This is a genomic window from Pseudomonas putida (assembly GCF_028682175.1).
Taxonomy (GTDB): domain Bacteria; phylum Pseudomonadota; class Gammaproteobacteria; order Pseudomonadales; family Pseudomonadaceae; genus Aquipseudomonas; species Aquipseudomonas putida_AD.
In genome coordinates this window covers 34,229-47,001 of sequence record NZ_JANHKS010000022.1, presented here as the reverse complement: position 1 = coordinate 47,001, position 12,773 = coordinate 34,229, and the positions used below count along the sequence as shown (strand labels likewise).

At 62.7% G+C, this 12,773-nt stretch carries 10 protein-coding genes and 1 pseudogene; 3 read left to right on the top strand and 8 right to left on the bottom strand.

Translation table 11 applies throughout. The annotated features are described in order from the left end of the window. Positions 1-295: 295 nt before the first annotated feature. The 3 genes from NPS29_RS16340 (at position 296) to NPS29_RS16330 (ending at position 3,818) form a co-directional block, all read left to right on the top strand. Complete coding sequence (locus tag NPS29_RS16340; protein WP_274133775.1) at positions 296-838, top strand: YaeQ family protein; 543 nt, start codon at positions 296-298, stop codon at positions 836-838. A gap of 63 nt (positions 839-901) precedes the next feature. Continuing rightward, positions 902-2,617 (top strand): single-stranded-DNA-specific exonuclease RecJ, encoded by a 1,716-nt coding sequence (recJ, locus tag NPS29_RS16335; RefSeq protein WP_274133774.1) that lies wholly within the window; start codon positions 902-904, stop codon positions 2,615-2,617. A gap of 94 nt (positions 2,618-2,711) precedes the next feature. Then, positions 2,712-3,818, top strand: a complete 1,107-nt coding sequence (locus NPS29_RS16330; protein WP_274133773.1) for an NADH:flavin oxidoreductase/NADH oxidase — start codon at positions 2,712-2,714, stop codon at positions 3,816-3,818. 200 nt (positions 3,819-4,018) lie between these two features. Here NPS29_RS16330 and NPS29_RS16325 read toward each other — a convergent pair. The 8 genes and pseudogenes from NPS29_RS16325 to NPS29_RS16290 all read right to left on the bottom strand — a co-directional run. Then, a pseudogene (locus NPS29_RS16325) lies at positions 4,019-5,527 on the bottom strand (response regulator); the annotation flags it as partial. Between the two features lie 281 nt (positions 5,528-5,808). After that, positions 5,809-6,141, bottom strand: coding sequence for a type II toxin-antitoxin system HicB family antitoxin (locus NPS29_RS16320; RefSeq protein WP_274133771.1), 333 nt, complete (start codon positions 6,139-6,141; stop codon positions 5,809-5,811). After that, positions 6,138-6,392, bottom strand: a complete 255-nt coding sequence (locus tag NPS29_RS16315; RefSeq protein ID WP_274133770.1) for a type II toxin-antitoxin system HicA family toxin — start codon at positions 6,390-6,392, stop codon at positions 6,138-6,140. The genes NPS29_RS16320 and NPS29_RS16315 overlap by 4 nt, the downstream gene beginning before the upstream one ends. A 116-nt stretch (positions 6,393-6,508) precedes the next feature. Beyond that, positions 6,509-7,987 carry an APC family permease gene (locus tag NPS29_RS16310; RefSeq protein WP_274133769.1) on the bottom strand — a complete coding sequence of 493 codons (1,479 nt, stop codon included), beginning with the start codon at positions 7,985-7,987 and terminating at the stop codon, positions 6,509-6,511. Positions 7,988-8,217: 230 nt separating this feature from the next. Continuing rightward, on the bottom strand, positions 8,218-9,642 hold the full coding sequence (locus tag NPS29_RS16305; protein ID WP_274133768.1) for a gamma-aminobutyraldehyde dehydrogenase: 1,425 nt from the start codon (positions 9,640-9,642) through the stop codon (positions 8,218-8,220). Between the two features lie 151 nt (positions 9,643-9,793). Continuing rightward, positions 9,794-10,624 carry an ABC transporter permease gene (locus NPS29_RS16300; RefSeq protein ID WP_274133767.1) on the bottom strand — a complete coding sequence of 277 codons (831 nt, stop codon included), beginning with the start codon at positions 10,622-10,624 and terminating at the stop codon, positions 9,794-9,796. Then, entirely contained in the window at positions 10,614-11,564 is a 951-nt protein-coding gene (locus tag NPS29_RS16295; RefSeq protein WP_274133766.1) for an ABC transporter permease, read from the bottom strand. Before NPS29_RS16295 ends, NPS29_RS16300 begins: the two co-directional genes overlap by 11 nt. 1 nt (position 11,565) lies before the next feature. Beyond that, positions 11,566-12,603, bottom strand: coding sequence for an ABC transporter ATP-binding protein (locus tag NPS29_RS16290; protein WP_274133765.1), 1,038 nt, complete (start codon positions 12,601-12,603; stop codon positions 11,566-11,568). Positions 12,604-12,773: the final 170 nt, after the last annotated feature.

Genomic DNA, 12,773 nt, shown 5'->3' with positions numbered 1-12,773 from the left:
CGTCGATATGAATCCTGAAAAAGCTGACGGCTGCCCGGACTGGCACAACCCTGATCACTAAGGCCTGTCGTCGCAACGGGCCGCGCTGTGTACTTCATGCTAGAGGGTCTCGCACCAAGGTATCGGCGTTGTGGATCATTTGTTTAACACTCGTCACCGTTGGATCAGTAAAGCACCGGGATCAGGGTCCGGCCCGGCTATTTACACAGATCGGCTGGCAAGGTGCACGGTCCGGTCGTTCAATGGGCCGGCATCGGGTAGACTTGGCGCCTTTCCAGCCTTTAGAAGCCCGTTCATGGCCCAGCCGTCCACGACCTACAAATTCGAACTGAACCTCACCGACCTTGATCGCGGGGTGTACGAAAACGTCAAGCAGACCATCGCCCGCCATCCTTCCGAAACCGAAGAACGGATGGCCGTGCGCCTGCTGGCCTACGCGCTCTGGTACAACGAGCAGCTGTCGTTCGGCCGTGGTCTGTCGGAAGTCGATGAACCTGCATTGTGGGAAAAAAGCCTGGACGACCGCGTCCTGCACTGGATCGAAGTCGGCCAGCCGGACGTTGACCGTCTGACCTGGTGCTCGCGCCGCACCGAGCGCACCAGCCTGCTGGCCTACGGCAGCCTGCGCGTCTGGGAAGGCAAGGTGGTGCCCGCCGCCAAGGCGCTGAAGAACGTCAACATCGCTGCGGTGCCGCAGGATGTGCTGGAAACCCTGGCCAAGGACATGCCCCGGGCGATCAAGTGGGACGTGATGATCAGCGAAGGCACGGTGTTCGTCACCGACGATCGCGGCCAGCATGAAGTGCAGTTGCAGTGGCTGGCAGGTGAGCGCGGCTGATCCGCTGCCTCAGCCTTCTGCCACACATCAAAAGCTCAAAAGAAGAACATCAGCGGAAACCGCATGCGCATCGAATCACGCCAGTTGCCCGACACCCTGCCATTTCTCGGCGACCTGCCACCCTTGCTGACTCGCCTGTACGCGGCGCGCGGCGTCGTTTCGCAGGATGAGCTGGACAAGGGGCTGGCGCGGCTGATTCCGTATCAGCAGCTCAAGGGCATCGATGCCGCCGTCGATCTGCTGGTGACGGCCTTGGAGCAGCGCCAGCGCATTCTCATCGTTGGCGATTTCGATGCCGACGGCGCCACGGCCAGTACCGTCGGCGTGCTGGGCCTGCGCCTGCTGGGCGCTGCTCATGTCGATTACCTGGTGCCCAACCGTTTCGAATATGGCTACGGCCTGACCCCGGAAATCGTCGGTGTGGCCCTCGAGCGCCAGCCTGATCTGCTGATGACCGTGGACAACGGCATTTCCAGCGTCGAAGGCGTTGCCGCTGCGAAGGCGGCGGGGCTGCAAGTGCTGGTGACCGATCACCACTTGCCGGGCCATGAACTGCCCGCCGCCGACGCCATCGTCAACCCGAACCAGCCCGGCTGCACCTTTCCGAGCAAGGCGCTGGCCGGCGTTGGCGTGATGTTCTACGTGCTGATGGCGCTGCGCGCGCGACTGCGGGAGCTCGGCTGGTTCGAGGCTAATGGCCGCGCCCAGCCGAATCTGGGCGAACTGCTGGACCTGGTGGCGCTGGGCAGCGTGGCCGACGTCGTGCCGCTGGACGCCAACAACCGCATCCTGGTGCATCAGGGGCTGATGCGCATTCGCGCCGGTCGCGCACGGCCTGGCTTGCGCGCGATCCTGGAAGTCGCCCGCCGTGAGGCGTCGCGCATCACCTCGACTGACCTTGGGTTCATCCTCGGCCCGCGACTGAACGCTGCCGGGCGTCTGGACGACATGAGCCTGGGCATCGAATGCCTGCTCTGTGAGGACGAAACCCTGGCCCGGGAAATGGCCGTACAACTGGATGAGTTGAACCAGGACCGCAAATCCATCGAGCAGGGCATGCAGCGTGAAGCGCTGGCCCAGCTCAAGGATCTGCCTGTGGAGTCGATGCCGTTCGGCCTGTGCCTCTTCGAGGCCGAGTGGCACCAGGGTGTGATCGGGATTCTGGCCTCGCGCCTCAAAGAGCGCTATCACCGCCCAACCATCGCTTTCGCCAGTGCAGGGGAGGGGGTATTGAAAGGCTCCGCGCGCTCGGTGCCGGGCTTTCACATTCGCGACGCGCTGGACGCCGTGGCGGCACGACATCCTGATTTGATCAGCAAGTTTGGCGGCCACGCCATGGCAGCCGGGATGTCGCTGCCCGAGGAAAACTTCCCGGCATTCTGCGATGCCTTCGATGCCGAAGTGCGTCGTCAGCTCACCGAAGAGGACCTGACCGGCCGGCTGCTGTCGGACGGCACGCTGGCCGTCGAGGAGTTCCACCTGGAACTGGCCCGCGCCCTGCGCAATGCCGGTCCCTGGGGCCAGCATTTCCCTGAGCCGCTGTTCCATGGCGTGTTCCAGCTGGTGGAGCAGCGCATCGTTGGCGAACGGCATTTGAAGATGGTGCTCAAGACCGAATGTGGCACGGTGAAGCTCGATGGCATCGCGTTCAGCATCGACCGTGACGTATGGCCTAACCCGGGCATTCGCTGGGTCGAACTGGCCTACAAGCTGGACCTGAACGAGTTTCGTGGCAACGAGACGGTGCAATTGATGGTGGCGCATATCTCGCCGCGCTGAATCAGGGACCAGGAACCCCACTTCTCTCAGGTTGTCGACTAGGCTCAAGGTTCAGAACGAGAAGGAACCTTAGACTCGACCCTGAGAGGTGCCCATGAGCCTGCTGCTTGAACCCTACACCCTTCGCCAACTGACCCTGCGCAATCGCATCGTGGTTTCGCCGATGTGCCAGTACTGCTGCGCCGACGGTCTGGCCAATGACTGGCATCTGGTCCACCTTGGCAGTCGTGCCGTGGGCGGTGCCGGCCTGATTTTCACCGAAGCCGCTGCCGTGACGCGCGATGGCCGCATCACCCCGGAAGACCTGGGGATCTGGAACGACGAGCAGATCGCCCCACTGCAACGCATTACTCGATTCATCACCGCTCAAGGCGCAGTGGCCGGCATTCAACTGGCCCACGCCGGGCGCAAGGCCAGCACCTTCCGCCCGTGGCTGGGCAAGCACGGCAGCATCAAGGCCGATGAAGGTGGCTGGACGCCTTGGGGGCCGTCGAAGATCGCCTTCGATCCCCAGCACACGCCGCCCACGCCGCTGGACGAGTCGCAGATCCAGAAGGTCATCCAGGCCTTCGTCGATGCCGCCAAGCGATCGCTGGAGGCAGGGTTCTCGGTGGTGGAAGTCCATGCCGCCCATGGCTACCTGTTGCACCAGTTCCTCTCGCCGTTGAGCAATCAGCGCCAAGACCGCTACGGCGGTTCGTTCGAGAACCGCATTCGTCTGACCCTGGAAGTGTCCGAAGCCGTGCGCAACGTCTGGCCGCAGGAGTTGCCGGTGTTCGTGCGCGTGTCGGCGACCGACTGGGTCGAGGATGGCTGGAACCCGGATGAAACCGTGGAGCTGGCCAAGCGGTTGAAAGCGCTGGGGGTGGACTTGATCGATGTGTCCTCGGGCGGGACCGCGGCCAATGCCGAGATTCCTGTGGGGCCGGGCTACCAGACCGAGTTCGCCGGGCGTGTGCGCCGGGAGTCGGGCATCGCCACCGGGACGGTGGGCATGATTACCGAACCCTTCCAGGCCGACACCATCCTTCGCACGGGGCAGGCCGACCTGATCCTGCTGGCCCGCGAGCTGCTGCGTGATCCGTACTGGCCCCTACACGCCGACGACGACCTGGGCGGTCGCAACGCCGTATGGCCGGCGCAATACCAACGCGCAACCCACCGCGACCAACCGATCCACGAGTCGGATTTGCGCGATTGAAGAGCGCTCAGGACGGTGCGCGAAACTAACGACTGTGGGAGCGGGCTCGCCCGCGAAAGCGGTGGGTCATGCAACGATGATGGCGGCTGACCCCAAGCATTCGCTGGCAAGCCAGCTCCCACAAATGAGACGCGTGGTCACGTCATTCGGGACGAACCCGTAGCAGCACGGCTTGCCGGCGGGGGCGGCCTCAAGACCGGTCACCCTTCAAGCAACCCCTTCACCCGCTCGCTGAGCACCGGAATCGAAAACGGTTTGGTCAGCACGTGCATCCCCGGCTCAAGCCGTCCCTTCCCCAGTGCGGCGTTTTCCGCATAACCGGTCACGAACAACACCTTGAGCCCGGGTCGCAATGCCCGCGCCGCGTCGGCCAACTGCCGGCCATTCATGCCACCGGGCAGGCCGACATCCGAAACCAGCAGGTCAATGTGCTGGCGCGATTGCAGGATGGTCAGTGCACCTGGGCCAGTGTCCGCCTCAAGCACTGTGTAGCCCTGATCGGTCAGCGTTTCGATCATCAATGCACGCACCGAGGGTTCGTCATCGACTACCAGCAGCGTCTCGCCGCCACTGGTGTGTGTCAGCGGGTCAAGGTGTGCATGAGGTTCAGCGCTCACCGCGGCCACCTCGGTGTAGGCCGGCAGATAGATGCAGACCCGCGAGCCGCGCCCCGGCACCGAATGGATATGCACGCCACCGCCGGACTGACGGGCAAAGCCGTAGGTCATCGAAAGCCCCAGCCCCGTGCCCATGCCAATGGGTTTGGTGGTGAAAAACGGATCGAAAGCGCGCTTGACCACCTCCTGGGTCATGCCGCAGCCGTTGTCGCTGACACACAGCATCACATAACGCCCGGCAGGCAGCTCCAGCTCGGCGGCCTGTAGCGGGTCGAGCTGCGTGTTGCAGGTTTCGATCAGCACCTGGCCACCCTCGGGCATGGCGTCGCGGGCGTTGAGGCACAGGTTGAGCAGGGAGTTTTCCAGCTGATGCAGATCGACCAGCGTTGGCCACAGCCCTGGCGTGGCGATGATGTCCATGGCAATGGAAGGTCCGACCGTACGCCTGATCAGTTCGGCCATCCCGTCGACCAGATCATCGACATCGACAGGTTGCGGATCCAGCGTCTGCCTGCGTGAAAATGCCAGCAGGCGATGGGTCAACGCAGCGGCCCGGCGTGAGCCTTCCAGGGCCGAGTCGATGTAGCGCGCAAGGTTCTCGGTCCGGCCTTTGGCGACACGGCCTTTGAGCAATTCGATATTGCCGCTGATGCCCATCAGCAGGTTGTTGAAGTCATGGGCCAGGCCACCGGTCAACTGTCCGACCGCTTCCATTTTCTGCGATTGGCGCAACGCATCTTCGGCGGCGCGCAGGGCAGCCGATCGCTCTTTCTCGGCGCTCATGTCCTTGCCCAGGGCGAAGATCAGGCCGTGGTCGGGCGCTGCGGTCCAGCCGATCCAGCGGTAGGAACCGTCCTTGTGCCGGTAGCGATTCTCGAACAATGGCAGAACGCCGCTGGTGGCCTGGGTCAGCGCTGACTCGGTGGCGTGCACGTCGTCCGGATGAGCCAGGCTCGTGACATGAGTGCCGACCAGTTCGTGTGATTGGTAACCCAGGACCGTCGTCCAGGCAGGACTGACCCGTAGGAACAAGCCATTGGGATCGACCATCGCCAGCAAGTCCGGAGAAATCTCCCACAGGCAACTCAGCTCTGCGCTCAAGTCGATCTGCCTGAGCGTGAGACCAGCCTGACTGTCACCTGCGGGGAAGCGGGGGTATCTGGTCAACGGACAGGCTCCAGTCAGAAGAAATCAGTATACGGAGCCGGATCGAAAGAGTCCCTGCCATTCATATCCAATTGAATGGTTGTTGGATGAGGCTTTAAGCGATTTGGCCATCATATGAGTGCCAAAAAACCCCTGCCCATCCAAAGCAGCGCATTCACTGTTGACCATGGGAACGTTCAGGGGTTGCGGGTGATATCAAATTAAAATCAGGTTTGCGTGGCGTGACAGAGCAAATCGCTGACCCACTGATTGATGCTTTTGTGAGCAAGCTCAGCCTTGCACGCGACGCTGGCGTGAAGCGCGGGCTCCAGGCGCAGGCTCAATTTCCCGGAATAGGTTTTTTGTGGTGCGCGGCCCAGCTTCGCACAAGTATCGAGATAATCGTCGACCGCTTCTTCGAAGGCTGCCCGCAGCTCATGGACGGACTCACCGTGAAAACCGATGACATCGCGGACGCCGGCAACGTGTCCCACGAACAGACCATCTTCGTCGCTGTAGTTGATTCGGGCTGCGTATCCCTTGTAATTCATGATGTTCATGGGGTAACTCCTGCTTGCTCCAGGAACGTTCGCGCATCACGAATCTGATACGGTTTGGCTTCCTTGTCTGGGTGAGGGCGGTGGAATGTGGCCACCACCCCGTTGAGTTCGAATCGAACCCTGGAACCATTTCCTTCGATGCTTCTTGCGCCCAGTGCATGGAACAGAGCCTCGATTCGGCTCCATTCCAGCGTGCTGGGAACAGGCCTGGAAAAGATGATTTTTAAGGTCTTGGCTTGTCTGGTATTCATAGTATCAAAATATGATACCGCCGAATTATAACCAAGGGCCGGTTTGTAGGAAAAGGGGACGTGAGATGTGTCTCACGTCCGAATTTGTCCTCGCGTTGTTCAAGCAGGCACTTATGTCACCTCCCGCTCTTCCACGCATCCCCGGCTGGCGCAGTCCCGTGGTCATACGGCCGGCCGATCCACATGTAGATCAGCCCCAGGGCGATGACGATCACGGTGGTCAGCACCATCGAGTAATTGATGTACCACGCCGCATCCGGGGTGCGCGGCCAGGCCATGTTGATGATCGCCAGCACGCCGTAGATCAGCGCGCCGAGGTTCACCGGCAGGCCCCATTTGCCCATGCTGAACTGGCCACTCGGGACCCAGCCGCGCATGCGGGCGAAGAGGGCGGCGAGGACGATCATCTGGAACGCGAGGTAGATGCCGATGGCCGCGAAGCTGACGATGGTGGCGACGGCGTCCTGCAGCACGAAGCCCATGCAGATGATGATCGCGGGCAGCACGCCGGAGACGAACAGCGCAGCGACCGGCACTTGGGTGTTGGGCGAGATGCGTTTGAGCAGGTGGCTGCCGATGATCATTTCATCCCGGGCGTAGGCGTACAGCAACCGGCTGGCGGCGGCTTGCAGGCTGATGACGCAGGAGATGAACGAGACCATGACGATCGCCATCACCACTTTGGAGCCGGTCACGCCGAAGGCATTGCTGAGGATGGTGGTGACCGGGTCCTTGTCGGTGCCGTTGATGACGGCGTTCATGTCCGGCACGGCGAGGATCAGCGCCAGGCAGGCGAACATCGCGGCGGCGCCGCCGATCCAGATGGTCATGCGCATGGCGCGCGGGATCTGTTTGCTCGGGTTGGGCGTTTCTTCGGCGACGTCGCCACAGGCTTCGAAGCCGTAATAAAGGAACATCCCGGCCAGGGAGGCGGTGAGGAAGGCCGGCAGGTAAGAGCCGTCGATGCGGATATCGAAGGTGTTGAAGAACACGCTCAGCGGCTGATGACGCTCGAAGATCAGCAGGTAGCCGCCCACCAGCACCGCACCGATCAGCTCGCAGAGAAAGCCGAACATGGCGATGCGCGACAGTACCTTGGTGCCGCTCAGGTTGACCAGCGTGGCGAACAGCGTCAGCACCAGAGCGATGACGATGTTGGTGTTGGCGCTCGGTTCGAAGCCCATCATGGCCGCCAGGTAGGGACCTGCACCCACCGCCACGGCGGCGATGGTCACGCACAGGGCAATGGAGTAGATCCAGCCGACCATCCACGCCCAGCGCTTGCCCACCAGGCGCCGTGCCCAAGGGTATACGCCGCCGGAGATGGGGAATTGCGAGACCACTTCGCCGAACACCAGGCACACCAGCATCTGGCCGATGCCCACCAGCAGATAGGCCCAGAACATCGGCGGCCCGCCTGCGGCCAGGCACAGTCCGAACAGGGTGTAGACGCCGACGACCGGCGACAGGTAGGTAAAGCCCAGCGCGAAGTTTTCCCAGAGGGTCATGCTGCGGTTGAAGTTGGACGTGTAGCCCAGTTTTCTCAGTTGCTCGGCGTCGTGGTCGGCGGCCGGTGGAACAGGGACGCTGCTCATGGTGTTTCTCCAGAAAATCGGCAGATTTTGGATGGCCGAACCCGTGGCTGTGCCGCGAGGGCCAGCCAGGATCGGTGGTTATTGTTTTAAAGCCGTTGCCGGTAGCGCGAATGATCGTTGGAATATGTTGCCTTGTAGGAGCGCGCTTGCCCGCGATTGCGGTACGTCTGCACCTGATGTGTCGACTGACACACTGCCATCGCGGGCAAGCGCGCTCCTACAAGAGTTGATCAGTGCTTGAACATCACATGCCGCACCGTGGTGTAATCCTCCAGCCCGTACATCGACATGTCCTTCCCATAACCAGACAGCTTCTGCCCGCCGTGGGGCATTTCGCTGACCAGCATGAAGTGGGTGTTTACCCAGGTGCAGCCGTACTGCAGGCGCGCAGACAGCCGGTGGGCGCGGCCCACGTCCTGGGTCCAGACGGACGACGCCAGGCCGTAGTCCGAGTCATTGGCCCAGCCCAGCACCTGTGCTTCATCGTCGAACTGCGTGACCGACACCACCGGCCCGAACACTTCCCGGCGCACGATTTCATCGTCCTGCTGCACGTCGGCGATCACCGTTGGCTGGAAGAAGAAACCGTTGCCCTCGATGGCCTTGCCGCCGGTCACCAGGCGGGTGTGGGATTGCGCCACGGCGCGCTCGACGAAGCCGGTCACGCGGTCGCGATGTTGCGCGGTGATGAGCGGGCCGAGTTCGGTTTCAGGATCATCCTGCTGGCCGACCTTGATGGTGCTGACCGCCTCGCCGAGCTTCTCGACGAACTTCTCGTAGATGCCCTTCTGCGCGTAGATGCGGCAGGCGGCGGTGCAGTCCTGGCCTGCGTTGTAGAAGCCGAAGGTACGAATGCCCTCGACCGCGGCGTCGATGTCGGCGTCGTCGAAGATGATCACCGGGGCCTTGCCGCCCAATTCCATGTGCATGCGTTTGACGCTGTCGGCGGTGCTGGAAATGATGTGCGAGCCGGTGGCGATGGAGCCTGTCAGCGACACCATGCGCACCTTCGGGTGGGTGACCAGCGGATTGCCGACGGTCTGCCCGCGGCCGAACACCAGGTTGAGCACGCCAGCCGGGAAGATGTCGTTGGCCAGCTCCACCAGGCGCAGCGCGGTGAGCGGGGTCTGCTCGGACGGCTTCAGCACCACGGTATTGCCGGCAGCCAGGGCAGGGGCGATCTTCCAGGCCACCATCATCAGCGGGTAGTTCCAGGGTGCGATGGAGGCGATCACGCCTACCGGGTCGCGGCGGATCATCGAGGTGTGGCCGGGCAGGTATTCACCCGCCGCCGAGCCGCCCATGCAGCGGCTGGCCCCGGCGAAGAAGCGGAACACATCGGCAATTGCCGGCAGCTCATCGTTCAGCGCGGCATGATAAGGCTTGCCGCAGTTGTCCGACTCAAGGCGCGCCAGTTCTTCGGCATTGGCGTCGATGGCGTCGGCCAGTTTGAGCAACAGCAGCGAGCGGTCTTTCGGCGCGGTCTGCGACCAGCTTTCGAACGCGGCATCGGCGGCGCGCACGGCGGTGTCGACCTGGCCTTCGGTGGCTTCGTTGATTTCCACCAGCACACGCCCCAGCGCGGGGTTGAACACCGGTTGCGCGGGACCTTCACCGGCGACCAGATGGCCGTTGATCAGCAGTTTGGTTTGCATGGGGTTTGTCCTCTCCAGACTCATTGTTGTGTTTCTGTGGGAGCGAGCTTGCTCGCGAAGGCAATCTGCCGGCCGGCATATGCGTTGGATCTGTCGGCCTCTTCGCGAGCAAGCTCGCTCCCACAGGGGATGTTTGTTGTCCGCAGCTACGTCATTTCCCGCCGCTGCCGGCCACGCTTTCGCCGCCGCGGGTCAGGTAATAGGCGCCGAGAATCGGCAGCATGGTCACGGTCATCACCAGCATCGCGACGACGTTGGTCACCGGTACGTCGCGAGGGCGGCTGAGCTGGTTGAGCAGCCAGATCGGCAGGGTGCGTTCATGCCCTGCGGTAAAGGTGGTGACGATGATTTCGTCGAACGACAGCGCGAACGCCAACATGCCGCCGGCCAGCAGCGCCGAACCCAGGTTGGGCATGATGATGTAGCGGAAGGTTTGCCAGCCGTCGGCCCCCAGGTCCATCGACGCCTCGATCAGGCTGTGGGACGTTCGGCGCAGGCGGGCGATGACGTTGTTGTAGACGATCACCACGCAGAAGGTCGCGTGGCCGACGATGATGGTGAACATCCCGGGTTCGATGCCCAGCGTCTTGAACGCCGACAACAGCGCAAGCCCCGTGATGATGCCGGGCAGGGCGATGGGCAGGATCAGCATCAGCGAGATGCCGTCCTTGCCGAAGAAGTCCCGGCGATACAACGCCGCCGACGCCAGTGTGCCGAGCACCAGGGCGATCAGCGTGGCGACGCAGGCGATCTGCAGCGACAGCTTGATCGACTCCAGCACATCGGGCCGCGAGAACGCCACGCTGAACCACTTCAAGGTAAACCCTTGAGGCGGGAAGCTGAAGGCTGCGTCCTCGGTGTTGAAGGCGTACAGGAAGATGATCAGGATCGGGAAGTGCAGGAACACCAGCCCGCCCCAAGCGGCGATTTTCAGGCCCCATGAGGCCTGATCGCCTTGTTTGATAACCGGCTTAGAGCGCATCGAAAGCTCCCAGTCGCTTGACGATGGACAGGTAAATGGCGATCAGCACGATGGGCACCAGCGTGAAGGCTGCGGCCATGGGCATGTTGCCGATGGCGCCTTGCTGCGCGTAAACCATGCTGCCGATGAAGTAGCCGGGCGGGCCGATCAGTTGCGGCACGATGAAGTCGCCCAGGGTCAGCGAAAAGGTGAAGATCGAACCCGCGGCAATGCCCGGCACCGACAGCGGCAGGATCACCTGCATGAAGGTCTGCCGAGGTTTGGCGCCCAGGTCCGCCGAGGCTTGCAGCAGCGAGGGCGGCAGGCGTTCGAGGGAGGCCTGGATCGGCAGGATCATGAACGGCAGCCAGATGTAGACGAACACCAGAAACCGCCCCAGATGCGAGGTCGACAAGGTGCTTCCGCCCACGCCCGGAATCCCCAGGATCACTTGCAACACCGGCTCCAGCCCCAGGTGCTGGACGAACCACTGTGCCACGCCGCCCTTGGCCAGCAGCAGGGTCCAGGCGTAGGCCTTGACGATGTAGCTGGCCCACATCGGCATCATCACCGCGATGTAGAAAAACGCCTTGGTCTTGCCCGTGGTGTAGCGCGCCATGTAGTAGGCGATGGGAAAGGCGACGATGGCGCTGGCGATGGACACGGCGATGGCCATGGTCAGCGTGCGCTGGATCACGTCGAAGTTCGACGGGTTGAACAGTGCGCCGAAGTTGACCAGCGTCAGGTCCGGGGTGACCGTCATGCTGAAGTCGTCGAAGGTGTAGAAACCCTGCCACAGCAGGGTCAGCAGCGAGCCGAGGTAGATCGCGCCGAACCACAGCAGCGGCGGAATCAGCAGCAGCGACAGGTACAGGTTGGGCCGTCGGTACAGCAGGCTGGAGAAGCGCCGCATGGGCGATTGCCCCGGTACCGGCGCTGAATGGGCGAGTGTCTGGCTCATCTCACTGGGCCTCGGCAACGGTGTCATGCAGCGGGATCATCGCCTCCCGTGCCCAGCGTGCGGTGACGCGCTGGCCGGGCTGGTGCTGAGCGCTGGTGTCCAGCCACTGGGTGTTGGCCTGGCTGACGCTCAGGGTCTGGCCGTTGTCCAGTTTCAGCTCGTAGCGGGTGGCGCTCCCCTGATACTGAATGTCGTGGAGCAGGCCGCTGACTTCGATCTCGTGACTGCCCACAGGGCCATCGGCAAAGCGGATGTGTTCGGGGCGAATCGAGAACGCGTTGGGTTTGCCACTGAGGTGTTGCGCCAGTTCGCCGCGCAGCACGTTGGAGGTGCCGACGAATTCGGCGACGAAAGTGGTGGCCGGCTTCATGTACAGGTTGCGCGGGGTATCGACCTGCTCGATGCGGCCCTTGTTGAACACCGCCACGCGGTCGGACATCGACAGCGCTTCAGTCTGGTCGTGGGTAACGAAGATGAAGGTGATGCCCAACTGGCGCTGGAGCTTTTTCAGCTCGCTCTGCATCTGCTCGCGCAGCTTCAGGTCGAGGGCGCCGAGGGGTTCGTCCAGCAGCAACACGCGAGGGCGATTGACCAGTGCGCGGGCCAGGGCCACACGCTGGCGCTGACCGCCCGAAAGTTGCACCGGCTTGCGATCGCCGTACCCGCCCAAGGCAACCATGCCCAGGGCTTCTTCGGCGCGGGCCAGGCGTTCACTCTTGCCCACGCCTTTGACCTTCAGACCATAGGCGACGTTGTCGCGCACGTTCATGTGGGGGAACAGGGCGTAGTCCTGAAACACGGTGTTGACGTCACGCTCGTAGGGCGGGAGTCCTGCGGCTTCCTCGCCGTGAATGCGGATCGAGCCTGCACTGGGCTGCTCGAAGCCTGCGATCAGGCGCAGGCAGGTGGTCTTGCCCGAGCCCGAGGGGCCGAGCATGGAAAAGAACTCGCCGTCCTTGATATCGATGGAAACCCGGTCAACGGCCTTCACTTCGCCGAACTGACGGGAAACGTGGGTGAACTGGACTGCAAGGGTCATGGTGAAACTCCAATTGGCCCTCGTGGGAGCGGATCGATCCGCCTAAAGGCCGGTACAAACGGTGTATGCCGATCGGGATGCCCGGGACCCTGTAGGAGTGAGCTTGCTCGCGATCGCATTCTTGGCGTCGCAGATTGGCTGACTGATACGACGCCATCGCGAGCAAGCTC

Bases quoted from the DNA above. Each gene is read 5' to 3' on its own strand.
- NPS29_RS16340 (WP_274133775.1), top strand. From the start codon at position 296: ATGGCCCAGCCGTCCACGACCTACAAATTCGAACTGAACCTCACCGAC.
- recJ (WP_274133774.1), top strand. From the start codon at position 902: ATGCGCATCGAATCACGCCAGTTGCCCGACACCCTGCCATTTCTCGGC.
- NPS29_RS16330 (WP_274133773.1), top strand. From the start codon at position 2,712: ATGAGCCTGCTGCTTGAACCCTACACCCTTCGCCAACTGACCCTGCGC.
- NPS29_RS16320 (WP_274133771.1), bottom strand. From the start codon at position 6,141: ATGAACATCATGAATTACAAGGGATACGCAGCCCGAATCAACTACAGC.
- NPS29_RS16315 (WP_274133770.1), bottom strand. From the start codon at position 6,392: ATGAATACCAGACAAGCCAAGACCTTAAAAATCATCTTTTCCAGGCCT.
- NPS29_RS16310 (WP_274133769.1), bottom strand. From the start codon at position 7,987: ATGAGCAGCGTCCCTGTTCCACCGGCCGCCGACCACGACGCCGAGCAA.
- NPS29_RS16305 (WP_274133768.1), bottom strand. From the start codon at position 9,642: ATGCAAACCAAACTGCTGATCAACGGCCATCTGGTCGCCGGTGAAGGT.
- NPS29_RS16300 (WP_274133767.1), bottom strand. From the start codon at position 10,624: ATGCGCTCTAAGCCGGTTATCAAACAAGGCGATCAGGCCTCATGGGGC.
- NPS29_RS16295 (WP_274133766.1), bottom strand. From the start codon at position 11,564: ATGAGCCAGACACTCGCCCATTCAGCGCCGGTACCGGGGCAATCGCCC.
- NPS29_RS16290 (WP_274133765.1), bottom strand. From the start codon at position 12,603: ATGACCCTTGCAGTCCAGTTCACCCACGTTTCCCGTCAGTTCGGCGAA.